Raw genomic sequence first — 24,859 nt, forward strand, 5'->3', positions numbered from 1 at the left:
TGAGGAGAATAAATCAATGTATTTTGATAAGCAAGTTTTTATCACCAATTATGAAGCAGCTGTCAGTGAATTAGAACATGTCAGTACTGTGGCTGAGCAATTACAAGCAAAGTCAATTAGTAAAATTATTTTTACAGGATGTGGTGGCACCTATACGAAATTTGTAGATTTGCGGCCCATGATGTTCAAACAGTTAAAAATGCCGTTTTTAATCGTTAGTCCCGAAGAATTAATTTCAGAATATTTTTCAGTGATTGATGAACAAACTTTGATTATTGCTGGCAGCAAAACCGGTGCCACTCATGAACTAATCCAAGCGTTAACAACTATTAGAGCGCAGAAAAAATGTCTGATGATTGGATTTATTGGTGATGACAATAGTCCTTTGGAACAGGCTGATTTGTTAGATGAACGCTTAAAGTCTATCGACACTGACGCTAATTTAATTGAGTTAGGTTGGTTAATTTTAAATTTATCAGGCAATTTGGCTAATGTTCAGGTGACCACCATCCAAAAGCAATTATCTACTTTAGATACTAATTTAGTTCGGGGAATGGAAACCTTAATGCCCCAAGCTTTAGATAAAGTTAATAATACTGATTTAAAAGCACATCAGTTGTGGGTCGGTTCAGGTTTAATGTGGGGTGAAGTTTGCTGCTTTGCTAATTACTTATTAGAGGAGATTCAACGAATCAAAGCGCAAGCGGTTCATTCTGGAGAATTTTTCCATGGGCCAATGGAAATCGTCGATCGCAAGCAAAATGTCAATATTGTAGTTAACAGTGGTGGCAATCGGCAGAATGATCTGAGAGTGGTGAACTTTGCCAAGCAATTTACGAATGATTTGTTGGTAGTTGATATGCAAGCCTTTGAATTGGATCAATTAGACCAATCTTTGCGCGATTTTATTGAACCATACGCGTTAAATCACTACTTTGATACTTTGTTTAATATGTATTCAGTTAAGACGGGGCGTTCCGCCAAAACTCGTAGATATTATCGTTTATTAAATTATTAATTCAACAAAAAAGCTCCCAAATTGGGAGCTAATACATAGGCTTTACTCATATAATATATGTTAGACTGATGTTGAAAAATTAATTCATAGTTTTAGCGGACATATGGTGAACCAATGCTTGCAAAACGTTGATAGATCAAGCGATTTTATGCCGTTGACAGGAGTCGAACCTGCACATGGTAACCCATACAGCGACCTGAACGCTGCGCGTCTGCCAATTCCGCCACAACGGCTTTACAAACAATTATTATAACAAATTTGTGTTAGAAAGTAACTAAGGATTTGATAAAAATGGAAAAATTATCAACAAAAATTTTACAAACGGTCATTCAACCGCGGCCAATTGACTCTTATAAAGGTACTTTTGGCAAATGTTTGATCATTGCAGGCAGTCAACAATTTGGTGGTGCGGCTTTAATGGCGACTGGTGCGGCACTTTATACCGGAACCGGATTAGTGACTTTAGCTACTGATCCAGAGAATCTCACTAGTTTAAGAACCACATATCCAGAAGCGATGGGCTTAGACTTGAATGATACAAGAGCCATTTTAACAATGGTCCAAACTGTTGATGTCGTAGCGTTTGGTCCGGGATTACAAATCACAGCACCAATGGGCGATTTGTTAATTCAAATGGCGACCTTGTTGACGTCCAAACAAACACTGATTTTAGATGCTAGTGCTTTTGGATTGATCGCGCAAACTAAACTGAATTTAAAAAAAATTCAGGCGCATTTGATTTTGACACCACATGTGATGGAATGGAAAAAGCTCAGCCATTTATTACCATCACAACAACAGTTTGAGCGCAATCAGGCGACGCTTGATCAATTAACATTACCCCAAACGGCTTTGATCTTGAAAGGCGCCCCTAGCCATATTTATTTTAGTGGTAGTCAACAAATTTTTGAAAATACTGCTGGAACTCCTGCGATGGCTACCGGTGGCATGGGTGATACCTTAACTGGGATAATGGCCGGCTTTGTAGCCCAATTTGATTGGAGTCCAACAACTGTGTTGGCGGCTACTTTTGCACATAGTTATTTGGCAGAGCAATTAGCCCAAAAGCAGTACGTAGTTTTGCCAACACATTTAATTCAAGCGTTACCTCAGTTTATGAAATTGTGGCAATAATTGTTTTAAACTGGTTCGTGGCAAAGTCAAGTGTCTTTTTTTCAGCGCAATAAAAAAAAGAGCCCTTCAGGCTCATTGGTCAGTAAAATTACGAAGCGGATGACGAGAATCGAACTCGCGACGCCAGCTTGGGAAGCTGAAGTTTTACCATTAAACTACATCCGCAAAATATAAAATTATTATACACCTATTTAAACAAAATAGATATTTTTTTTGATATTTTTTTCAATTTCAGGCATAATATAGTTATGATAACAATTAGAAAAAACAAATACATCAAAAAAATATCGCGAATTTTGGGCGTGTTAGTGGGCCTGGAATTAATTGCAGTTAGTGTTTCAATGTTCTTCGATCCTCATAAAATTGCTGCTGGTGGGGCCACAGGAATTGCTATTTTAGTTAAGCAATTGTGGCAGGTGCCGCTATCCATGACACTTTTAATCTTCAATGTATTTATGTGGATTTTAACTTTGATCTTTCTTGATAAGGTTGCTGCAGCTAAAATCACGTTTGGCAGTTTGGTATTGCCACTCTTTTTAGCGATCACGCCGGATTTAATGATTATTAAAAATCCGCTGTTATCGGACATCATTGGTAGTATTGTTTTTGGCTTTGGGTTGTCGATTATTTACCGCTCAGGTTATTCAGCAGGTGGTACCACGGTTCCACCCATGATTTTTAATAAATATTTTCGCATCCGCAATGCCAATAGCTTGTTTGTTATTGATGGTATTGTCTGTTTGGGGAATATTTGGGTTTCGGGATTTGAGTATTTCTTCTTAGCTATTTTATCAGTTGGTATTTCCACAATGGTGATGAATTATATTCAAACCGGTTTAGATAAAAAATTAGTTGTTTATGTTATGAGTGAACAACACCAGGATGCTATTCAGACTATTTTGGAGCAAGAACTACAACTAGGAAGTACGGTGTTTGACGTTCGTGGTGGTCGTTCTAACGAACCGAAAGAAATGTTGATGATTGTGACCGATACGCAAAATTATCGGAGTATTTTAGATTTGATTTTTGATATTGATGCTGGTGCGTTTATTTTGGCGGATAGCATTGCTGAAGTGCATAATGGCAGTTTTTAATCCCTAATTAAAAATTTGCGAGGCGTTAACTTTTAAATTAGAGCTGATGCATGATTGGTAAAAGTTCAGAGTTAAGGGCGAGCAGAATTTCTCGTTAATTTAGTTTAGATAACGTTTCAAAAGCCAGAAGTTGGTGTTTAATTGCGCGCAGCACTAAAGTAAAAGTTCGTACTTTAATGTTGGCCGCAGTTAATACTCAACTTCTTTTTAATATTTTTGATTAATTCTTTAATTTATTTGTTAAAATAAAATTATTAAAAGGAAACGGAGCAAGGTTATGGCACAATCAATCAGTCTAGGCTTAGATATTGGGGTATCATCAGTTGGTTTTAGTGTCCTGGATTATCAAAAAGGGCATGTTCTAGAACTGGGCTCCAGGTTGTTTAACGCAAGCATTTCGGAAGAAAATGAGACGCGGCGTGATCGGCGTGGAAGTCGGCGATTGTTAAGACGGAAAAAACAACGCCGAATTGATACGGTTAATTTATTTGAACGTTCCAAGTTACTTCCTACACGTTCCAAAACCGATCCGTATTATATTAATTTGCCGCAAAATGTGAATCCGTATGCTTTACGAGTTAAAGGGTTAACGCAGCAGCTAACTCAATCGGAATTAGTAAGCGCTTTATACAACATCGTTAAGCACCGAGGAATTAGCTTTACCTTGGATGATCTAAAGAGCAGTAGTGACTATAGTCAGAGCTTAGAAATTAATGAGACTGACTTACAAACACAGACGCCAGCGCAAATTCAGCTGCAACGATTGCAAAAATATAATCAAGTACGTGCAAAAATTGAAAATACTGAGAATAATCAAGTTTTACTAAATGTTTTTCCCACCGCCGCTTTTGTCAAAGAAGCGCGGCAAATTATTGCTACCCAGCGGCAATTTTATCCCACCATTTTGACTGCCGAATTTGAAGAACAATTTTGTAAGATTTTACAGCGTAAGCGGGGCTATTATCAAGGACCTGGTAGTGAGAAATCACGGACGGATTATGGCATTTATAAAACAGATGGTCGGACCTTGGATAATTTGTTTGAGGAGTTGATTGGGCGTGACAGAATACATCCTGAAGAACTGCGGGCTTCGGCCGCTTCTTATACCGCGCAAGAATTCAATTTATTAAGTGATTTAAATAATTTAACGATTACCACTTATGAAGATGGTAAGATGCCGCCAGCTGATAAATTGCAGTTAATTGAGCAGCTACGGCAAGCTAAGGGTAATCCGTCAATGATGAAATTGATTAAAAAAATTAGTCATTGTGAAGAGCAAGATATTCGCGGTTACCGAGTGGATGAAAACGATAAACCAGAACTGCATTCCTTAGCTATTTATCGGAAAATGCGCAAAGCTTTTTTAAAACAAGATATTGAGATTAATACTTGGAGTACGGCTTTTCTTGATGATTTAAGTTTTATTATGACGCTTAATACTGAAGATGGTGAGATTAGAAAACAACTGCATCAACGGCTGCAACCCCAATATGATTTCTTGGACGATAGTTTAATTCAGGCTATTATTGATAATAAAGCAGCGTTTGAAATCAAAAGTAACAATAAATGGCACCGCTTTTCCATTAAAACAATGCGCGAATTAATTCCTGAAATGCAAAAGCGTCCAGTGGAACAAATGACCTTGCTTCAGGAAAAAGGTTGGTCTTTGCGCGATCAACATCGTTTTCAAGATGACGAGTATTTGCCCTACCGTAAGATTACGGAGGATATTTATAATCCGGTTGCCGCTAAATCCGTGCGGGAAGCGTTAAAAATTGTGAATGCTGTAACAAAAAAATATGGTCAACCAGATTATATTGTTGTGGAAATGCCGCGTGACAAAAACGAAAAGGATATGAAAAAGTATCTGGATCAATTAAAAAAGAATAATCGCAAAATTAAAGATCAAGCCATGCAAGAATTTATAACATCAGTTGGCAGTAAACAAGACGTTGATGATGGGTTACGTAAACAGGGTGGTAAATTATATACCAAAATTCGCCTGTGGTATGAACAACAACATAAGTGTTTGTATAGTGGTAAGACTATTGATGCATATGATTTATTACATTATCCAGAAAATTTTGAAATCGATCATATTATTCCCCAATCAGTATCCTTCGATGATAGTTTAAATAATAAAACGTTGTGTTACAAAGAAATGAATCAACAAAAAGAAAAACAGACACCATATGAGTTTTTTAATATGAACCATGGTCAAGGTTGGAAAAAATTTGAAGCTCAAGTGTTAAACAATACCAATTTTTCTAAAGCCAAACGTGATAATTATTTATGTGATGAGGATTTAAGTGATTTAGAGGTTCGGCAACGTTTTATTAGTCGTAACTTAGTTGATACACGTTACTCTTCACGCGTGGTCTTGAATAGTTTGCAAGAGTTTTACCGCGAAAAAAACCAAAAGACGAAAGTAGCCGTCATTCGGGGTAAATTCACGTCTAATATGCGTAAGCATTGGCATTTACAGAAGTCTCGAGAAACTTATCATCATCATGCAGTCGATGCGACGATTATTGCCGCGACACCGTTTTTGAAGTTATGGAAAAAATCAGGTGGTACGATTTTTCCAGTGAAAGTGTCAGAACATACGATTGATATCAAAACAGGTGCTATTTTAGATGATAAAGAATATGATCAGCAACTACTGAATTTGCCTGATAGTCATTTGGTGACAGAATTACAAGAAATAAAACCACGAGTGCAATTTTCGCACCAAATTGATAAAAAGATGAATCGCAAGATTAGTAATGACACTATTTATTCAGTCCGTAATGGTCAATTAGCTAAAGATAAGCAGCCAGCAGATTATATCATTGCTAAAATTAAAAATATTTATGATGCTACGGATTATGCCAAATTCAAAAAAGTGTATGATAAAGATCCATCTAAGTTTTTGATGGCTAAATTAGATCCACAAAGTTTTGCTTTGTTAGAGCAAGTGTTGCAACAATATCCTGATCAAATAGAAGAAATTGATCAAGCAGGTAAGGTGAAACCTAAAAATGTTAGTCCGTTTGAACTATATCGACGCGATCATGGTTTTTTGCACAAATATGCGAAGCATAACAATGGTCCGATTATTAAGCAATTGAAGTATTATGATAAAAAGATGGGCTCAAAAATTAGTGTTACGCCTCAAAACGCGCGCAATAAGCAAGTTATTTTGCAATCTTTGAAACCATGGCGCACTGACGTTTATTTAGACGAAGCTACTGGTGAATATCAAATCATGGGGATTAATCATTCTGATTTGAGTTGTGTTCATGGCACCTTCGGAATTAAAAGGGCTGATTATCTCGAAATCAAGGCACGAGAAGGGGTTCAGTCTGATGCGAAGTTTTTATTTTCGCTGTACCGGAAAAATCGGATTAAAGTGCAAAATTTAAAAACGAAAGAGCAAATGGAATTACTATTTTGGTCACGGACAACCAGCAATAAGAATTATGCAGAATTAAAATTATTAGATTCGTATGATAATTATTTGACGAAGATTCCACTATATGGTAACGCTAAAGAAGGCAAGCAAATTATTAAGCCGCTAGTACCCAAGGACTGTAAACTTTGGAAAGTCAATACTGACATTTTAGGTAATCCATACTACCTAGAGCAAGAAGAAAAACAGCCACAAAATATTCTTGATTGATTCTAATAAAGGTGTTATACTTACCCCCGTAAGGGACGCCTTATATGTTTGAATGTTCAAGCGACTTAAAGTTTTTCTATTGCTAAATCTTTAAGGATCTACAAAAATAAGGGTTCATCCCGAATTTATTGACTGCCTTTGGCAGTCATTTTTTTTACATAAAATTTTCCAATGTAGAAGTTTTCTTAATTTTTGACAAAAAAAGATTGTCAAAGAATAAAATAAGCCTTATCATGAAAGCGATAACACTAAAAAGAGGCGTTTATTTTGGGTTGGCGGATCGTACATATTAAAGAAGGAGAATTATTGCGACTTAAATTAGATAATGTAGAAATTGTCAAATTATCTAAAACAATCTATATTCCGTTATCTGATATTAATACCATTATTTTGGAAGGCAATCGCACCACGATTACAACCAAACTGTTGGTGGGTTTAAGTCATAATAATATTGGCTTAATTATTTGTGATGATAAATATTTACCAGTAGGCATGTATCTGCCATATGGTCAATACCATCATTCGGCTCAAAGAGTAATTGCTCAAGCTAATTGGACTAGTCAACAGAAAGCTAGAATGTGGAAACAGGTCATTGCACAAAAAATGCTGAATCAAATTGCATTTGCCCGTTACAAGGGAGTGGAATTAGAACGCTTAGAAATGATGGAACAATTGGTCATGGAATTAACCGATGGTGATTTAACTAATCGTGAGGGTCAGGTAGCTAAAGTTTATTTTGATTCGTTGTTTGGCAATTCATTTACTAGAGATGCTGAGGTGTTAGTTAATTATGCAATGAACTTTGGTTATGCAATTGTCCGCTCCTGCGTGGCGCGGTGTGTGGTAGCCGATGGCTTAAGTTCAATGTTAGGCATTTTTCACCGAAATGAATTTAACAGTTTTAATTTGGCTGATGATTTAATGGAACCCTTTCGGCCATTGATGGATTATTGGATTGATCAACAAGTCTTGTCAACAACCGACTATTTGAGTTATGAGGCGCGGATGAGCTTAATTAATTTTATGAATCAAGAAATGTTGATTAGCAATAAGAAAATGACGATGGATCATGTGATTCAGAAATTTGTGCAATCGTTTGTGACCGCCATGAGTACAGATGATCCACAAGCTTTGTTGACGATTAGCTTGCAAGATTTTATTCAGGCAAATAGTATTAAGTAAAGTTTTTTTGTGGAATTAGTATCGTTAATTTATAGGAGGATCAGGTGAAATATCAAAATATGCGCTTACTTTGTATGTTTGATTTACCCATGGAAACAATTAATGAAAAACGGCAATATCGAATTTTTCGCAAAGAGTTAATTCGCAATGGTTTTACCATGCTACAATATTCAGTTTATTATCGTACTTTACCCAATCGTGCAGCTGGTAAAAAATATGAACATAATATTCAGGCTTTTTTGCCTAATTATGGTGAAGTTCGCTTATTAGCGGTTAGTGAGAAACAATTTGATGATATGAAAATTTTAGTTGGTAGTCGCAGTAATCAGGAAGCCTTGGTAGGTAGTAAAAAGCTGGTGCAAATATGAATTTACAAATTGAGTATCAAGACCAGCAATTTGTGGAAGCTGACTTAGACCAAATTCTTTATTTCGTGGGTCCTAATCATGATATGCTGTGGAAAATATTTCGTAGTTTTTATTTTTATCGTCAAAAGTTGGATGTTTCTGAGGCCAATATTTATGGTGAAAATGGTATTGAGTTACTGATTGATGATCATTTAATTGATTTAAAACATAATCACTTTTATTTTATTAATAGTCGTCAAGCGATTTATCAGCAAGTTATCTATCATAAACCATCTTTGTTCTTTGATTATCTGAATCAAAAGGAAAACGAAGTAGCTGTTACTCAACATTTAGAGCATATTAACAATGAATTATATCAACTATCTTTTTTACTACAGGATTATGTTGATGATTTTGCAGATAGTCTGCAAGTGGATTTAAGGGATTTAAATTATTTAGAATTGTTAAAAAATAATTTGGTAGTCGGTTATCAAGAAAATCAAATCATGACGCCAATTGAATTGATGAGTACTGATGAATTAGTGGATGAGTATCTCAATTTAATTACGGCTGTTGCCCAACGAACTGCTGATAAAATGTGGTTAATTATGTATAACCCTACGAGTTATTTATCAACTGATAAAATTGAAGAATTAGTAACTAAGTTAAAACAAATTATGCTTCAAACTAATTTACAAGTTATTTATATAGCGAATGATTTTCAAGGCGTCAGATTAGACAGTGCTGATATTCATAAAATAATTTTGGTTGGTCCTCATATTGAACAATTACCACCATTTGATGTTGTTATTCAAAGTCTAAAAAATCATTATCCCAATATGATGAATTTGTCTAATCAGCAAATCTTAAAATCTTTAGCCCAGTTACTACCCTTGATAGGTAGTAAGCGAGAGGTTGCATTATCATCAAAAGATTTGGTATTATTAAAAATAATAAATGATTTGCTGGATTATGAGACGTCATTTAATTTAGAAGATTATTTATTAACTGATGCAGAAATCTCTTTTTTGAAAAATTAATGATTATTTTCAATTTGAGGTTTTTGTACCCTTAAAGATTTAGCAATAGAAAAACCACCGTGTTTTCCAACACCACTATTTCCTGGTTTTTGTACCCTTAAAGATTTAGCAATAGAAAAACAGCCGTTACATGATTGACCATTACATCGCCGTTTTTGTACCCTTAAAGATTTAGCAATAGAAAAACGATTCACGAGGTAACAGTCGTTGAAAGTTCGTTTTTGTACCCTTAAAGATTTAGCAATAGAAAAACGGCTGAAGGTGGACATGATGAGTACATCGTGTTTTTGTACCCTTAAAGATTTAGCAATAGAAAAACCACTTAAAGCGTTTTTTAAAAGTGCACTCTGTTTTTGTACCCTTAAAGATTTAGCAATAGAAAAACTTCTGATACCGATGACAGTAATCAAGGCTCGTTTTTGTACCCTTAAAGATTTAGCAATAGAAAAACTGGTGGTCAATACATCATCGACCATGAAGTGTTTTTGTACCCTTAAAGATTTAGCAATAGAAAAACAGACATGTTTGTAATGTTTACGGATGGGCAGTTTTTGTACCCTTAAAGATTTAGCAATAGAAAAACTCTGTCATCCCCACCCACGTGGTCTTGATTGTTTTTGTACCCTTAAAGATTTAGCAATAGAAAAACTGAATAGAGAAGAGCTATTAACTATCTATTGTTTTTGTACCCTTAAAGATTTAGCAATAGAAAAACGAAAAAGGTTAATGCCTCATTTCGCTATTTGTTTTTGTACCCTTAAAGATTTAGCAATAGAAAAACTCAAAGTCACTTTCCAAAGCACCAGCAACTGTTTTTGTACCCTTAAAGATTTAGCAATAGAAAAACTAATCACAATTGTGAAATTGTCGGCAATATGTTTTTGTACCCTTAAAGATTTAGCAATAGAAAAACGAGAAATTACTCAACTCTGAAGTGTCTGCCGTTTTTGTACCCTTAAAGATTTAGCAATAGAAAAACATCATCATCGGGCTTTTGGCTTGCTTTTGAGTTTTTGTACCCTTAAAGATTTAGCAATAGAAAAACACTGACCAAGCTAAGCGTCAAAAGTTGGTTGTTTTTGTACCCTTAAAGATTTAGCAATAGAAAAACAAGAATGCCAGAAATTAAATTCAGGGCTTGGTTTTTGTACCCTTAAAGATTTAGCAATAGAAAAACTATGCAGCAGAAATATAAAGGTGCAAAACAGTTTTTGTACCCTTAAAGATTTAGCAATAGAAAAACCAGTATGGGATTACCAACGATTGCCACTTAGTTTTTGTACCCTTAAAGATTTAGCAATAGAAAAACTATCTTGTAAAGAAAGCTTATCCAAATCTCGTTTTTGTACCCTTAAAGATTTAGCAATAGAAAAACTGTAAAAGTAATTGTCGTTTAGAACATCATGTTTTTGTACCCTTAAAGATTTAGCAATAGAAAAACTTAGCAATAGAAAAACTGAAAGGAGGTGAGGTTTTTGTACCCTTAAAGATTTAGCAATAGAAAAACAATCACTGGGGAAACAGTAGCGGTTGAAGCGTTTTTGTACCCTTAAAGATTTAGCAATAGAAAAACAGTCTTTTGGTTAATAATTTCCATAATATCGTTTTTGTACCCTTAAAGATTTAGCAATAGAAAAACATGCTTTAGTTAACTCGCCAACGGGATCTTGTTTTTGTACCCTTAAAGATTTAGCAATAGAAAAACCCAAACTCCGAGTAGGATTCAATGCCCATAGTTTTTGTACCCTTAAAGATTTAGCAATAGAAAAACAATTGACCAGAATTTAATGAAGCCTCAAGCGTTTTTGTACCCTTAAAGATTTAGCAATAGAAAAACCTGTCGGCTGTTCATCTGGGAAGCAATCCTGTTTTTGTACCCTTAAAGATTTAGCAATAGAAAAACAAGTGCTTGGCAGTGATGCTTTTGTGTAGCGTTTTTGTACCCTTAAAGATTTAGCAATAAAACAACTATTTTTATTAAAACTCATTGATTGTAAAAATAAAACAAATTTTATTCTATAAGTACAATTGTGAAATCAAAGTATTGCTATTTGCTAATTTAAACAATATGCACTATGATGAAATTACGCTTAAAATAAAAGCGCTACCAAAAGATCTATCACGGGAGATGTTTATTTGAAATTTGAGAAAGTCATTACTGTTTTAGGATGGATTGCTTCTATAACTGCCATTATTATGTACGTAGCGTATATTCCACAAATTATTAACAATTTACACGGTGTGAAAGGAAGTCCGATTCAACCGTTGGCAACAGCTTTTAACACATTGTTGTGGGTAATATATGCACTATGCAAAAAAGATCGTGATATTCCACTAGCATTGTGTAATGGTGCGGGAGTAATTTTTGGTTTGATTACTTTCTTAACAGCTTTATAAAAATAATTTAGAAAGGATTAGTTATGAAAACTATTAAAATTAGTGATACCTCTAAAAAAATCAAAATTAATGTGCCAGTTGTTTTTTCAGTTACAGAAGATCTCTCAGGCGATTTGTGGTTAGCTCATGATCAAGAAAATCATGAAATTATTTGTCAACGCTTACAAAAAGAAACTGATAAATTTATAGCAATAGTGTCTTTTGCACAAGGTGATGTTCAACTGCAATTAGATCATGTCTTGGAGCCTAGTGAAGTAGATGGTATTCAGGAGATCACATCAACTCAAGAGACGGATACTTATGTTCATTTGAATACAGGTGTTTTTGATTTGGAATTGTGCCGTGGTAATGCTCAGGGAGAGGGTTCCTCCAAATGGGGGTTACGTCATTTTAAATCAGTTCAGGAAGACAAAGATTTATTGCCATCAGGTAATAATGCGATGGGCGGATTTTATGGTCCATTCTTCACCCCTGATAATGGTTTAATCAATCCTGCGGAACACTTGATTGTAGATATTCAGGCTTTGGAAGATGGCCCAATTTTTAAAAAATATCGTCTATCTGGCAGAATTCCTGACGGGTTAAAACCGGAACTATATGGTAAGCATTTTAGTTTGGATTGGTCTTTTTATTATAATGTTCCGTTCTTTTCACGGGTTTACCATGTGGATCATTTTCAAACAACAGTTAATCATCGTTCCATTACTGATAAGATTACCGTCGGTGATGAATTTGAAAGTGGAATCGGTCATCAAGTGTTTGATCGCTTTATTACCGATAGTGGCGTTTGGTATCGTGCCGGTGATCCGTATGCCAATGATTTGGCTGATAAGGTTCAAACGTTAGTTAATGATGGTCAAACGCGAGGAACAGCTTTTGAAAAGTTTCGGTCTTTGTTGACTGGCGATATGGCATCAGCACATTGGGATTTATATTGGCGGTTGTTTTCAGTCTGGGAAAATGCTTTGGAGCGCTCGGAAGATGAAGCGCAATTGGCAGATATTCGAGCTCAAGCATTTGTAGAAGCCGAAACTAACGACCGACCATGGACTTATTCACAGCAACCAGTCGATGTTAGCCAGGTAGCTGATCAAACTATCTTTGCGGGACCAGCAACTAAATCAGCCGAAATTAATACGCAAACGCATCAAGCAATGATTTGGCAAACTGCGCAAGCAGCCGGTGCTTTTCAAATTGTTCAACGTCCTAATTCCGGTTGGCAGAATTGGGGTACTAACGGTGAAAATGAGTGTCCCGCTTTGCCGACCAATACTTTGATTCAGACGGCTTATGGTCCTTTCGAGGATAATTGGCAAGACGTTGCTGATAGTTTGGAAGCTTTAGCAAAAGTTGCTGTACAAGTTCAATAAAATAGTTCAAATGTTTTTGCTTGACATCCTAATATGTTCTGAGTAGAATAAGCAGAATTATATCTAGGAGGTAATGAGCATGAAAAAATTACGCATTCAACTTGATACAGCTTCACAAACGTTCATTGCCGTTGATCCCAGCAGAAATGTCAGTGGACAAGGCAAGACAATTCAAGAAGCTATTATGCATTTAAAACATTAATTAAAAACTATTTTAAAGGTTACTAATTTTTACCGTTGCTTGAAAATTTAACTTGAATCCTTTAAAATGAGTTTTGCAGAGAGTTAAGGTACATTTGGTTGTTTTAGTGAGGTCTTGTGAGTGTGAAAAGGCTACAGTCAAGTACCGTCGTGTCTTTGTGTTTTTTAAAATATGTTTAAATTAAAGTGGATTACTAATCAATTAGAGTGGTACCGCGGGTTAACTCGTCTCTTTCATATTTAATATGAAAGAGCTTTTTTTATGTTATGGAGGATCAGATAATTATGGATTTACAACAAGCCAAAGTAAGCATCCAAGAAGCCTTGCAACCAAATTTAACGAACAGTGATTTGACTGCTGACCAAATTTTGAATTTGATTGAAGTGCCGAAAAATACGCAAATGGGTGATTTTGCTTTTCCAACTTTTCAATTAGCCAAACAGTTACATCAATCACCAGTGGTCATTGCGCAAGATTTAGTCAAACAAATTGATCCAAATGTCTTTGCTAAGGTGGAGGCTAAAGGACCTTATGTCAACTTCTTTTTACAGCGTCCAGCCGTAGCACAAACGACTCTGCAACAAATTCTTAATGAACAATTGAATTATGGTGCAACGAAACAGGGCAACCAACAAAAGATGGTGATCGATATGTCATCACCTAATATTGCAAAACCGATGTCAATGGGCCATTTACGTTCCACTGTAATTGGTAATTCTTTGGCCAAAATTTTAGCCAAGTTAGGTTATCAACCGATTAAGATTAACCACTTGGGTGATTGGGGCACGCAATTTGGTAAATTAATGGTGGCTTACAAAAAATGGGGTTCTGAAGCGGAAGTTAAAGCTGACCCGATTACCAATTTACAAAAATATTATGTTAAGTTTCATCAATTAGATCAGGAACACCCTGAGTTAGATGATGAAGCGCGAGAATGGTTTAAAAAACTGGAAAATGGTGATGCTGAGGCTACGCATCTGTGGCAGTGGTTCCGCGAAGAATCACTCAAAGCTTTTACTAAAGTTTATGACGAATTGGGAATTAGATTTGACTCTTATAAGGGCGAAGCCTTTTATAATGATAAAATGGACGAAATTGTTGATTTATTGGAACAAAAAGGTCTATTGCAAGAAAGCCAAGGAGCCGAGATTGTTGATTTAGGTGAACAATTACCACCAGCGATGATTAAAAAGTCTGATGGGGCTACCTTGTACATTACACGTGATTTAGCAGCGGCTTTATACCGTAAGCGAACTTACGATTTTGATAAAGCTTTTTATGTTGTTGGTAGTGAACAGAGTGTGCACTTTGAACAATTAAAAGCAGTATTAGCTAAAATGGGCTTTGATTGGGCAAAAGATATTGAACATATTAAGTTTGGTTTAATCACTTCGGGCGGTAAAAAATTGTCCACACGAGCAGGCCGGGTGATCTTATTAGAAGACGTGTTGCATGATTCGGTGCAATTGGCCCAAAAACAAATTGCCGAAAAAAATCCTAACTTAGCTAATCCAAAGCAGGTCGCTCAAGAAGTGGGTGTCGGTGCTGTAATTTTTCATGATTTAAAAAATAATCGGACTGATAATTTTGATTTTCAATTAGATGAAGTCGTGCGCTTTGAAGGTGAGACTGGCCCTTATGTTCAATATACTCATGCACGAGCAATGAGTATTTTACGTAAGGCAGATTATCAAGCCCAAACTACAGAAATAACAGCCGCCACTTTAAATGATGAAGCTTGGGACATTGTCTTAACCTTAGCCAATTTTCCTAAAACGATTCAACAAGCTGCTCAACAAAAAGAACCTTCAGTCATTGCCAAGTATGCATTAAAGTTGGCTAAGTCGTTTAACCATTATTATGCTCATAACAAAGTTTTAGTGGATGATGACCAATTGCAAGCACGCTTAAACTTGGTGCAAGCACTAGCTTGGGTTTTGGCAACTGCCTTAGACTTATTAGGGGTTAAAGCACCTGATGAAATGTAATTAAAAACTTTATCTAAGCAGCAAAATATAATGTAAAATTAAGGGTGATTGGGATAAAAAAACTAGTCTACAATTAAGACTAGTTTTTTTAAATACTTCAAAATTCAAATTTTTGTTGTTAAAAATGCTAAACTACAAAATAAAATTCTTTTTTAAAATTTATTGCAGTTGGTAGTTGATTGCTCTATGACTTTGGTCCTAACCGCATTTTATCTAATTAACTAGTTAAGTCTAAAAAATCTGGCGGAATTTTGGTAGTAACTGTCTGTGTTTGCCAATCAAAGGGTTTTTGGTATTGTAATTGGTAAGCATGTAAATACATTCTGGAAGCTTTCAGTGGACTGTACAAGGGATCACCTAGAATTCCCACTCCTACAGCTTGTAAGTGAACGCGAATTTGATGGGTTCGCCCCGTTGTTAATTGTAGTTGCACTAAAGCCCAGTCTTTATTATGTTGTAAGATTTGGTAATGTGTGCTAGCAAATTGGCCTTTGGGATCAATGCGTCGTTTGCGAGGATCTAAAGGATCACGGCCAATGGGAGCAGTAATAGTTTGAGTTGAGGGTAAAGTGGAACGATAAGGAATCACGGCCACATAAGTGCGTTGGAGTTGTTTCAAGGCTAGTTGACGCTCAATAATAGGGACGATTAAAGGATCCTGCCCAACCATGATTAACCCACTAGTCAACATATCTAGCCGGTGTAACATAAGTGGTGGGCTTGGCAAAATAGCAGCTAAATGGTTAAATAAAGTATGAGTTTCTAAGGGTTGATTGGGATGTGTTTTAATACCGGCAGGTTTATCAACAATAACTAAATCTGAATTTTGAAAAATAATTGGACAATTGGTTGTCAATTGGGCTGAATAATGTTGCGGCGTGAGGTTGGTATTAAAGGCCAAATCAATCTGTTCGCCATTATGAACTAATTGATTGAAATAACGATAATGATGATTCACAAAAATTGAACGCTGTGTTCGTAGTTCGTGCTGCCACTTACGTGGTAAATACCAATTGTTTAACAATTGACGAATAGTGAAAACTTGCGGTGCATGTTGTAGAATTAAATGACGTTCTAATATCAATGAGTTACTCCATTTTTTGAAAAAATTAGGTTTGAGGGATACGATGAAACACAGTGAAAAATTTGACTGGTCTGCCGGAATCAAGTATTTATTGGCACAAATTGGTCACGGACTCCATTATATAACGAAACGATTCCACTTGTTACGGTGGTTGTTGTTAATTACGATGACCATTTTTTTGGTTTTTAGTGCAATTTTAACTTTTAAGGCTAAAACTGCTAACGTGAGTCATTTAAAAGCTTCTTTACAAACGACAACTACTATTATGGACGTCGACAATCATAAAGCTGGTTCGTTGTATTCGCAAAAAGGAACGTATGTTGGTTTGCAGCATATTTCAAAAAATATGCAAAATGCGGTAATTGCTACTGAAGACCGCACTTTTTGGACCAATCATGGTTTTAGTCTGAAAGGTTATGCCCGTTCGGCGATTGGCTTATTACTCCACCATCAAATCGTGGGTGGTGGTAGTACTTTGACACAACAATTAGCGAAAAATGCTTTATTAACGCAAAAACAAACTTTGACTCGGAAAGCAGAAGAATTTTTCTTAGCCGTTGAAATAAATCGTGTTTATAGTAAACAAGACATTCTTTCCATGTATTTAAACAATGCTTATTTTGGTAATGGGGTGTGGGGAGTCGAAGATGCTTCCAAAAAATATTTTGCTGAATCGGCCGGTGAATTATCGCCAGCACAAGCAGCCACTTTAGCGGCTATGTTACGTAATCCCAGTTTTTATGATCCGTATCGCCATCCAGATAATTCTAAAGCCCGTCGCAATTTAATTCTGAATTTAATGGTAACTAACAAGGCTTTGTCGAAACAACAAGCCCAGATTAATCAACAAACGGCACTAAGTTTAGATGATGGTTATCATAAACAAAGCGGTTATCGCTATCCTTCTTATTTTGATGCGGTTATTTCTGAAGCAGAAAGTCGTTATCACTTAAGTGAAAATCAGATTTTAAATAAGGGTTATACGATTTATACTAGCTTAGATCAAACCGTGCAACAAAAGATGCAAGCTAGTTTTGATAATGATTATCTCTTCCCGCAAAGCGCTAGTGATAATACTTTATCACAAGGTGCCTCTATTGCATTGAACCCGCAAACAGGTGGTGTTAGTGCAGTCGTTGGTAGGCGTGGTCCGCATGTCTTTCGTGAACTTAATCGTGCTACACAAATGAAACGGCAGCCGGGTTCAACGATTAAACCATTAGCGGTTTATACCCCCGCCATTGAAAGTGGTTATAAGATTGATTCACCATTGCCTAATCAAGTGACGAGTTTCGGTAAAAATCACTATACGCCGACTAACGCTGATGGTTCTTATACGACTGAATTACCATTATATCAAGCACTCAGTAACAGTGAAAACGTGCCAGCAGTAGCTTTGTTGGATAAAATTGGTGTGAAAAAAGGCGTCGCTTCAGTGGAAAATTTTGGGATTAAAGTGGCCAAAAGCGATCAAAACTTAGCCTTAGCCTTAGGCGGACTACAGACCGGAGTGACACCTTATCAGATAGCGCGGGCTTATACAGCCTTTGCGAATAATGGTAAGTTAGCTAGTACGCATTTTATTACGAAAATTGTGGATGCTACGGGAGCCGTGGTTGGCCAAGATGAGCAAACCGCGTCTAAACCGATTATGAGTAAAAAGACTGCGCAAACAATGACTAGTTTGCTGCTGAATGTCTATGATCAAGGAACCGGCGCCGTCGCTAAACCAGCAGGTTATCAATTAGCGGGCAAAACTGGTTCCACAGAAGTACCACAAGATTATGGTAATGGTACGAAGGATCAATGGATGGTGGGTTATACACCGGATATTGTTGTGGCTACTTGGGTCGGATTTGACCGAACTGATCGTCAACACTTTTTACAAGAGGGTAGTGAGCAAGGAATTGGGCCCTTGTTTAAGAATGAAATGACGAATATTTTGCCGACTACTAAAAATACTAGTTTTGAAGTCAAAGATGCTGCTCAAATGGTGCAGCAGCAAAAACATCACGCAACTGGTAATTGGACCCAAGGATTTGGTGATAATTTGAAGCACAAAGTCCAAGATACGATAAATAATTTTAATAATGCCAAACAAAGTGTCAGTCAATGGTATAATCAGATAAAAGGTCGCTGGGGCCAAGAATAATAAGGAGAATTTAGTATGGTTAATGTGTATGATACTGCTAATCAATTAGAAAAAGATTTGCGTCAATCAGAAGAAGTTTTAGGATTACAGGCTGCTTTTAATCAAATGAAAGCTGATCCGATGGCTTACCAAATGTTTCAACAAATGCAAACAATGCAGGATAAATTACAGCAAAAGCAAGTTAATAACCAAGAAATTACGGATGATGAAATTAAACAACTGCAAACTCTGTCTGGTCAATTAGCTAAATTTGATTCTGTACAAAAATTGATGGACCAAGAACGTAAAATTAATGCGATGATGGAAGAATTAAATAAAATCATTTCTAAACCGATTGCTGATATTTATAATAGTTAATCCCAAAAAACGATACCTTGGTGGGTATCGTTTTTTTTGTTATCTTGAGTTTATAGTTTAGTCACCTGATTAGACGATTGCATTTAATGGTGACGTTTATTAAACTAAGCTTAAATAAGAAGCTTGGGTGTTCTTTGCTCTATTTTAGATTAGAAAGAGGATGAAACATAGTGACTGATAAATTAGCTGCTTTACGCACTGGCGATACAATAGATGCTCCGGTTTTAATTGAACAAATGCACGTGCGTACTGCCAAGAATGGTAAACAATTTTTAGATTTAGTATTTGCGGATACTTCTGGTAAAATTTCAGGTAAATATTGGCAAGCTAGTGCAGAAGATGCCCAGAATTTTGTAGCGGGACAAATTGTCCAGTTAAAGGGGCAGTGTGAAACTTATCGTAATATGTTACAAATCAAAATCGAAAGTTTGAAGTTGACACCACCTGATAGCTATTCCGTTGCGCAATTTATGCAGCATGCACCATTAACCAAACAAGAGTTACAAGATCAAATTAATGAATTAATTTTAGAAATTACCCAACCCCATTGGAATCGCATTGTCCGGTACTTAATTAATCAGCACCAAGATAGTTTTTTTGAATATCCTGCAGCTAAAAGCAATCATCATGATTATGCAGGTGGTTTGGCTTTTCATACTGTTAGTATCGCGCGATTGGCTAACAATGTTTGTCAGCAATATCCGCAAGTTAATCGTTCATTGTTAATTGCGGGAACCATTTTACATGATTTGGGTAAAACCCGAGAATTAAGTGGTGCTGTTAATACCCAATACACGCTTGAAGGTAATTTGTTAGGACATTTAGTGATTATGGATGCGGAAATTGTGGCGGCTTGTCAGCAATTAAAATTGGATACCGAAGCAGAGGATATTGTCTTATTAAGACATATGGTCATTGCGCATCATGGCTTGCTAGAATACGGCTCAGCTAAGCGCCCCCAAATATTAGAGGCGGAAATTTTACATGCGCTGGACGAATTGGATGCGACGATTACGATGATTACCAAGGCTGAACGTAAAATTCAACCCGGAGAATTTAGTGAACGGATTTTTGGCTTGGATAATCGGCGCTTCTATCGTCCGCTTGAGCATACCACTAAGGATTAAAAAGGGCATTGAATTGAAACATTGCACCCAGTATTTTTGAAGAAGCTGGTAAGCTATAATTAAATGATTTTATCGTACAAAAAAACGCATCGCAGTTTGTTCACTGAAATACGCTTTTTTGTAATTAATATTTAGAACTCTTATTTAGAACCACTAGTGGATTTAGCATTATCTTTCTTGTTATTGTTAGATAAGAATCCAGACAAGACGTTCTTTAAGTCGTTATCTTTGATAGAAATATCAGAACGCTTCAAGACTTTCGTGATCACTTTTTGCATAGTTGCTGAATCATTCATCCGAGAAGCATAAATTTGATTCTTCAAAGTTTGTTCATGTTGCTTCATAGTACCTTTAGCTGGACGCTTAACCATCTTAATGACATGGTAACCGTAAGATGATTTGACAGGTTCTTTAGTATATTGACCTTGCTTTAATTTTAAAGCAGCTTTCTTAAAGTTAGCATCTAAAGAAGTGTCATTGTTATTGAAGGCTGGTAATTTACCACCTTTATTCTTAGTACCAGTATCTGTGGAATACTTCTTAGCTAATTTATCAAAGCTTTGACCAGCATCTAATTTAGAGATTACTTCTTTGGCTGTTGCATCATCTTTAACCAAGATATGTTGTACTGTAACTTTTGGTGTATATTTTGCCCATTGTTTCTTTAATTGCGCATTAGAAATGTTGGTTTCCTTGCGAATGGCCACTTTGGTTAACAGTTGGGTTCGAATGGTATCTTTGAAATCACTCGCATCCATGCCATTTTGTTGTAACAATGTATTGAATTGAGAACCATATTTATTCTTATATTGGTTAAATTCTTTGTTAACTTCTTTATCGCTAACTTGTTTACCATATTGTGACTTCAAAGCCTGAGCAATCACCATTTGTTGCAATTGCTGTTGTCCAGCTTGAGATTTTTTCATTTTTTGGTAAAGCTGCTCTTGAGTGATTTTACCACCCTTCATAGTTACCACAGCCTTATTGCCGGAACAACCAGCAACTAAGGTAACGGAGAATAAGGCAACTAAAGTCAAGATCCATTTACTAAACTTTTTTGACATAATCTACTTACACATCCAATCTTATTTTATCTTGAATTAAGATAACAAATACAAAGATAACACATTTATTATCTTTTTCCTACAAGTTAAATTATAAATTCATTAAAAAATCACAATTTAGTCGGAAAATCTTGCTGTAACTGTTTCAATTGTTGTTGTAATTGTTGCAAATCAGCAACAATGGGTTCTTTGCCCTGCATTAAAGTGGTTTGTAAATCTTTGAGGATCGGTAATGATTCGTCAGTTAATTGTTGCTTCAATTTTTTGAGTTCCAAATTTAAATTTTTCCAAGCAGCGATGCGCGGACGTTGTTGTTGCATAATTCTGTTGGCTCCAGCGAATAAACCAATGCCTGTTAATAAACCGAGGTTAAAACTTTTCATGCTTCATCTCCAAAATTCGTTTGAATAGTTGTGGCGATCTGATCTAACTTAGCAGCATCATACTGATCAGTATTGTCTGCCCATTCCATAGAAAAGCCGTCTTCTTCATTATAACGCGGAATTAGATGAATGTGGGAGTGAAAGACTGATTGATAAGCAATCTTGCCGTTGTTAATACAAATATTCATGCCCTGAATTTTCGGATCAAGTTGTTTAATCGCGCGGGCAATTTTGGGAATTCGGCTAAAGACCAAACTGGCCTGTTGGCTATCATAATCAAAAATATCTTTAATATGTTGCTTGGGAACAACTAAAACATGGCCTGGGGTGACTTGTGATAAGTCTAAGAAAGCTTTAACGACATCATCTTCATAAACGGTGTGACTGGGAATCTCCCCAGCAATAATTTTGCAAAAAACACAATTTGGATCTAGGTTGGTCATGATTTATTCCTCCTTAAGAATAAAAAATTATATCGGGTTAATTTCATGCTATCATAAATACAAAGCAATAACAGAGGGTAGGTAAAATTTTATGGCTTTAGTAGTAGAGCATTTAACTGGGGGCTATGGACGTATCCCGGTGATCAAAGATGAAAGTTTTACAGTGCGATCTGGAGAGACGGTAGGGTTAATCGGTTTAAATGGTGCCGGCAAATCAACAACAATTAAACATGTCATTGGTTTGTTAAAGCCACAAAAAGGGACGATTAGTTTAAATGACACTCAATTAGACCAAGACATTACCGCTTACCGCAGCCAAATTGCGTATGTCCCAGAATTACCAGTCTTATATCCTGAGTTAACTCTGAAAGAACATTTGGAGTTAACGATGATGGCTTATGATCTAAATCATGAAGCCGCTTGGCAAGATGCAAACCAGTTACTTAAAACTTTTCGTTTAGCTGATAAGTTAGATTGGTTTCCGATCAATTTTTCTAAGGGAATGAAGCAAAAAGTGATGATTGTTTGTGCTTTCATGACTCAAGCGAAGCTATTTATTATTGATGAGCCCTTTACAGGCTTAGATCCGTTAGCTGTGAACGATTTATTGAAGTTGGTACAAGCCAAAAAACAAGCGGGTGCGGGAATTTTAATGTCCACACATATTTTGGCGAATGCTGAACAAAGTGCCGATCGTTTCCTTTTGTTAAATCATGGTCAAGTCAAAGCTCAAGGCACCTTGGCTGAAATTAAAGCCCAATTTGGGGCGCAGGATGATAATTTAAGTGACTTGTATTTACGTTTGGCTGAGGAGGGCTAAGTTAGCATGAAATCTCTATGGCAACAACGCCTGACACAGCATTTAAAAGAACAAGCCAAGTTTTTAAAATTGGTCTTTAATGAATATTTTATTATTGCCATTATCTTTATGATTGGCGCTTTTGGCTATTGGTATTCACAAGCTTTGACTCATTTGACGTTAAATTCGTGGTGGGTCAAACCCTTAGGTATTATTATCTTAACGGTTTGCGGATTATTTTTTAAAGTGGCGACGTTAATGCAATCCGCGGATACAACTTTTTTATTACCTAAAGAAGTGGCTTTGCGCGAATATTTGGTCAAGGCCCGTAATTATAGTTGGTGGTTACCGTGCTTGACTTTAATTTTGGTCAATTTTTTCTTGACGCCTTTTTGGGCTAAGGGCGCGGGTTTTAAGCCAACCACTGTGGTATTGATTGCATTGGCCACTTTAATTTTGGAAATTGGCGTGATTAACAATCGCTTAGCTAGTAATTATGTGGAACAACCTGCTAAACTGTGGTGGGAAAGTTGCATTAGTTTTGTGGTGGTTTTGATTGTGGCCTTGTATTGGCTGCCGTTAGTCGGTGTTCTTTTAGCTTTAATCGTAACGGCGCTCAGTTTTTATCAATTACATCAACTCTTAAATCAATGGCCATTGCAGTGGACTTATTTAGTGCAGCAAGAACAGCAACGTAGTTACCAGCTGAAAAGATTTTATAATTTGTTTACCGACGTGCCAGGAATGAAGGGCAAATCACGACGTTATCGTTGGTTAGATGGCCTTTATCGTCCTATTAAATTGCAACAGGCGCAGAGTGGTCTCTATCTTTTTAGTCGCGGCTTTGTACGTAATACTGACTATAGTGGCTTATTTTTACGTTTAACCATTGTTGATTTGGTATTAATTGCCTGTTTGAAGAATGTCTGGCTGATTAGCATCATGAGTTCATTGTTTTTATATTTAGTCGAATTTCAATTGGTGCCACTATATAAAAGTTATGATACGAATGTTTTATTTCAAATTTATCCGTTGAGCACACACCAAAAGCAGCATAATTTTCAAACATTACTCAGTGTAATTTTAATGAGCCAATGGTTGTTAGGATTAGTAGTTTTAGTTATTGTCTATCATCTGCAACAAGTAACGCTCATTGCTGGTTTAGTCGGATTAATTATGGTAATATTTTTGCTTAAAGTTTATTTACCACACCAATTAAAAAATTTGGAAAGATAGGAATTATGTAGTTATGCGTTTACGAAACAAACCTTGGGTGCAAGGCTTGATTGCCGAACATCCTGAATGGATTTTAAATGAACCTGAGCCCCAAAGTATTCAAGGACAGTGGCAACAGCGGTTTACAAAGAACCAGCCGATTGAATTAGAATTAGGTTCAGGCAAAGGCCAATTTATTATTGCAAAGGCACAACAAAATCCAGAGCGAAATTTTATTGCAATGGAATTACAACCAGTTGCTGCAGCGATGATTCTGAAGAAACAGTTGCAGGCACAATTGCCTAATTTACAAATTTTAGTAGCTAATGGGCGGCAGTTGCCAGAATTATTCGCTACTGGAGAAATTAGTAAATTATATTTAAACTTTTCGGATCCGTGGCCCAAGACACGCCATGAAAAACGTCGGTTAACGGCACCCAATTTTTTGAAATTGTACCAATCGGTTTTACCGGCACACGGTGTTATAGAATTTAAAACGGATAATCAAGGTTTATTTGAATACTCCTTAGGCAGTTTTAATCATTATGGAATGCAATTTGATAAAATTAGCTTAAATCTCCATCAGAGTCCGTGGGCTGAACATAATATTATGACAGAATATGAAGCTAAATTTTCGCAAAAAGGCCAGCCCATTTATTATTTAGTTGCACATTTTCCTAATTAACGGTCAGTTTTTAGTCAAAGTCAATTAATTGCAAGTTGATAGGAAGAGTTGGTAGTTTTTGTGTACTGGTAGTTATAAAATTCAGATTATGTAATAAAAAAACACCAATCCGGAAAT

The 24,859-nt window shown here is 36.2% G+C and carries 21 protein-coding genes, 2 tRNA genes and 1 CRISPR repeat array; of the genes, 17 read left to right on the top strand and 6 right to left on the bottom strand.

Going from position 1 to position 24,859, the window contains the following annotated elements; all coding sequences use genetic code 11:
* The first annotated feature begins 16 nt into the window (after nt 1-16).
* The gene (locus tag AC3B6D_RS06880) at nt 17-1,018 is read left to right on the top strand and encodes an SIS domain-containing protein (protein WP_489775248.1); all 1,002 of its coding nucleotides are present in this window, start codon (nt 17-19) and stop codon (nt 1,016-1,018) included.
* Nucleotides 1,019-1,167: 149 nt separating this feature from the next.
* On the opposite strand, the gene AC3B6D_RS06885 is transcribed toward AC3B6D_RS06880, so the two are convergent.
* A tRNA-Leu gene (locus tag AC3B6D_RS06885) sits at nt 1,168-1,251 on the bottom strand.
* Between the two features lie 58 nt (nt 1,252-1,309).
* Between AC3B6D_RS06885 and AC3B6D_RS06890 the strand changes: the two genes are divergently transcribed.
* Nucleotides 1,310-2,152, top strand: coding sequence for an NAD(P)H-hydrate dehydratase (locus AC3B6D_RS06890; RefSeq protein WP_489775249.1), 843 nt, complete (start codon nt 1,310-1,312; stop codon nt 2,150-2,152).
* A gap of 94 nt (nt 2,153-2,246) precedes the next feature.
* Here the strand turns inward: AC3B6D_RS06890 and AC3B6D_RS06895 are convergent.
* Nucleotides 2,247-2,317 (bottom strand) — tRNA-Gly (locus AC3B6D_RS06895).
* Nucleotides 2,318-2,400: 83 nt separating this feature from the next.
* Between AC3B6D_RS06895 and AC3B6D_RS06900 the strand changes: the two genes are divergently transcribed.
* The 9 genes from AC3B6D_RS06900 (at nt 2,401) to argS (ending at nt 15,433) form a co-directional block, all read left to right on the top strand.
* Nucleotides 2,401-3,246: a YitT family protein gene (locus AC3B6D_RS06900; RefSeq protein WP_489757737.1), complete on the top strand. Its 846-nt coding sequence runs from the start codon at nt 2,401-2,403 to the stop codon at nt 3,244-3,246.
* 277 nt (nt 3,247-3,523) lie between these two features.
* The gene (gene cas9 / locus AC3B6D_RS06905; RefSeq protein ID WP_489775250.1) at nt 3,524-6,907 is read left to right on the top strand and encodes a type II CRISPR RNA-guided endonuclease Cas9; all 3,384 of its coding nucleotides are present in this window, start codon (nt 3,524-3,526) and stop codon (nt 6,905-6,907) included.
* Between the two features lie 267 nt (nt 6,908-7,174).
* The gene (cas1, locus tag AC3B6D_RS06910) at nt 7,175-8,089 is read left to right on the top strand and encodes a type II CRISPR-associated endonuclease Cas1 (protein ID WP_489757739.1); all 915 of its coding nucleotides are present in this window, start codon (nt 7,175-7,177) and stop codon (nt 8,087-8,089) included.
* A 44-nt stretch (nt 8,090-8,133) separates the two neighbouring features.
* Nucleotides 8,134-8,457 carry a CRISPR-associated endonuclease Cas2 gene (gene cas2 / locus AC3B6D_RS06915; protein ID WP_489775251.1) on the top strand — a complete coding sequence of 108 codons (324 nt, stop codon included), beginning with the start codon at nt 8,134-8,136 and terminating at the stop codon, nt 8,455-8,457.
* The gene (gene csn2-St, locus AC3B6D_RS06920) at nt 8,454-9,476 is read left to right on the top strand and encodes a CRISPR-associated protein Csn2-St (protein ID WP_489757741.1); all 1,023 of its coding nucleotides are present in this window, start codon (nt 8,454-8,456) and stop codon (nt 9,474-9,476) included. The genes cas2 and csn2-St overlap by 4 nt, the downstream gene beginning before the upstream one ends.
* 19 nt (nt 9,477-9,495) lie before the next feature.
* Nucleotides 9,496-11,445: direct repeats of the CRISPR family, unit length 36 nt; unit sequence GTTTTTGTACCCTTAAAGATTTAGCAATAGAAAAAC.
* Between the two features lie 167 nt (nt 11,446-11,612).
* Nucleotides 11,613-11,873: a SemiSWEET family transporter gene (locus AC3B6D_RS06925; RefSeq protein ID WP_489757742.1), complete on the top strand. Its 261-nt coding sequence runs from the start codon at nt 11,613-11,615 to the stop codon at nt 11,871-11,873.
* A gap of 23 nt (nt 11,874-11,896) precedes the next feature.
* The gene (locus AC3B6D_RS06930; protein WP_489775252.1) at nt 11,897-13,243 is read left to right on the top strand and encodes a hypothetical protein; all 1,347 of its coding nucleotides are present in this window, start codon (nt 11,897-11,899) and stop codon (nt 13,241-13,243) included.
* Nucleotides 13,244-13,322: 79 nt separating this feature from the next.
* On the top strand, nt 13,323-13,445 hold the full coding sequence (locus AC3B6D_RS06935) for a hypothetical protein (protein ID WP_489757744.1): 123 nt from the start codon (nt 13,323-13,325) through the stop codon (nt 13,443-13,445).
* Between the two features lie 284 nt (nt 13,446-13,729).
* On the top strand, nt 13,730-15,433 hold the full coding sequence (gene argS, locus AC3B6D_RS06940) for an arginine--tRNA ligase (protein ID WP_489775253.1): 1,704 nt from the start codon (nt 13,730-13,732) through the stop codon (nt 15,431-15,433).
* Nucleotides 15,434-15,650: 217 nt separating this feature from the next.
* Here the strand turns inward: argS and AC3B6D_RS06945 are convergent, their stop codons facing one another.
* The gene (locus tag AC3B6D_RS06945) at nt 15,651-16,517 is read right to left on the bottom strand and encodes an RluA family pseudouridine synthase (protein ID WP_489775254.1); all 867 of its coding nucleotides are present in this window, start codon (nt 16,515-16,517) and stop codon (nt 15,651-15,653) included.
* 43 nt (nt 16,518-16,560) lie between these two features.
* Between AC3B6D_RS06945 and AC3B6D_RS06950 the strand changes: the two genes are divergently transcribed.
* The 3 genes from AC3B6D_RS06950 to AC3B6D_RS06960 all read left to right on the top strand — a co-directional run bounded on the left by AC3B6D_RS06950 (nt 16,561) and on the right by AC3B6D_RS06960 (nt 20,153).
* Nucleotides 16,561-18,669: a transglycosylase domain-containing protein gene (locus AC3B6D_RS06950; protein ID WP_489775255.1), complete on the top strand. Its 2,109-nt coding sequence runs from the start codon at nt 16,561-16,563 to the stop codon at nt 18,667-18,669.
* A 15-nt stretch (nt 18,670-18,684) separates the two neighbouring features.
* Nucleotides 18,685-19,026: a YlbF family regulator gene (locus AC3B6D_RS06955; protein WP_489757748.1), complete on the top strand. Its 342-nt coding sequence runs from the start codon at nt 18,685-18,687 to the stop codon at nt 19,024-19,026.
* A 170-nt stretch (nt 19,027-19,196) separates the two neighbouring features.
* Complete coding sequence (locus AC3B6D_RS06960) at nt 19,197-20,153, top strand: 3'-5' exoribonuclease YhaM family protein (protein ID WP_489775256.1); 957 nt, start codon at nt 19,197-19,199, stop codon at nt 20,151-20,153.
* A 140-nt stretch (nt 20,154-20,293) separates the two neighbouring features.
* On the opposite strand, the gene AC3B6D_RS06965 is transcribed toward AC3B6D_RS06960, so the two are convergent.
* The 3 genes from AC3B6D_RS06965 to AC3B6D_RS06975 form a co-directional block, all read right to left on the bottom strand.
* The gene (locus AC3B6D_RS06965) at nt 20,294-21,217 is read right to left on the bottom strand and encodes a peptidylprolyl isomerase (protein ID WP_489757750.1); all 924 of its coding nucleotides are present in this window, start codon (nt 21,215-21,217) and stop codon (nt 20,294-20,296) included.
* A gap of 110 nt (nt 21,218-21,327) precedes the next feature.
* Complete coding sequence (locus tag AC3B6D_RS06970; RefSeq protein WP_489757751.1) at nt 21,328-21,600, bottom strand: hypothetical protein; 273 nt, start codon at nt 21,598-21,600, stop codon at nt 21,328-21,330.
* A complete protein-coding gene (locus tag AC3B6D_RS06975) occupies nt 21,597-22,043 on the bottom strand; it encodes an HIT family protein (RefSeq protein ID WP_489775257.1) in 447 nt (148 codons plus the stop codon). The genes AC3B6D_RS06970 and AC3B6D_RS06975 overlap by 4 nt, the downstream gene beginning before the upstream one ends.
* Nucleotides 22,044-22,134: 91 nt before the next feature.
* Here AC3B6D_RS06975 and AC3B6D_RS06980 point away from each other — a divergent pair, with 91 nt between their 5' ends.
* The 3 genes from AC3B6D_RS06980 to trmB are packed head-to-tail and all read left to right on the top strand — an operon-like array spanning nt 22,135 to nt 24,742.
* Nucleotides 22,135-22,863 (top strand): ABC transporter ATP-binding protein, encoded by a 729-nt coding sequence (locus AC3B6D_RS06980; protein WP_489757753.1) that lies wholly within the window; start codon nt 22,135-22,137, stop codon nt 22,861-22,863.
* Between the two features lie 6 nt (nt 22,864-22,869).
* The gene (locus AC3B6D_RS06985) at nt 22,870-24,078 is read left to right on the top strand and encodes an ABC transporter permease (protein WP_489775258.1); all 1,209 of its coding nucleotides are present in this window, start codon (nt 22,870-22,872) and stop codon (nt 24,076-24,078) included.
* Between the two features lie 13 nt (nt 24,079-24,091).
* Complete coding sequence (trmB, locus tag AC3B6D_RS06990) at nt 24,092-24,742, top strand: tRNA (guanosine(46)-N7)-methyltransferase TrmB (RefSeq protein ID WP_489775259.1); 651 nt, start codon at nt 24,092-24,094, stop codon at nt 24,740-24,742.
* Nucleotides 24,743-24,859: the final 117 nt, after the last annotated feature.

It is taken from the genome of Bombilactobacillus sp. ESL1097, from assembly GCF_058107205.1.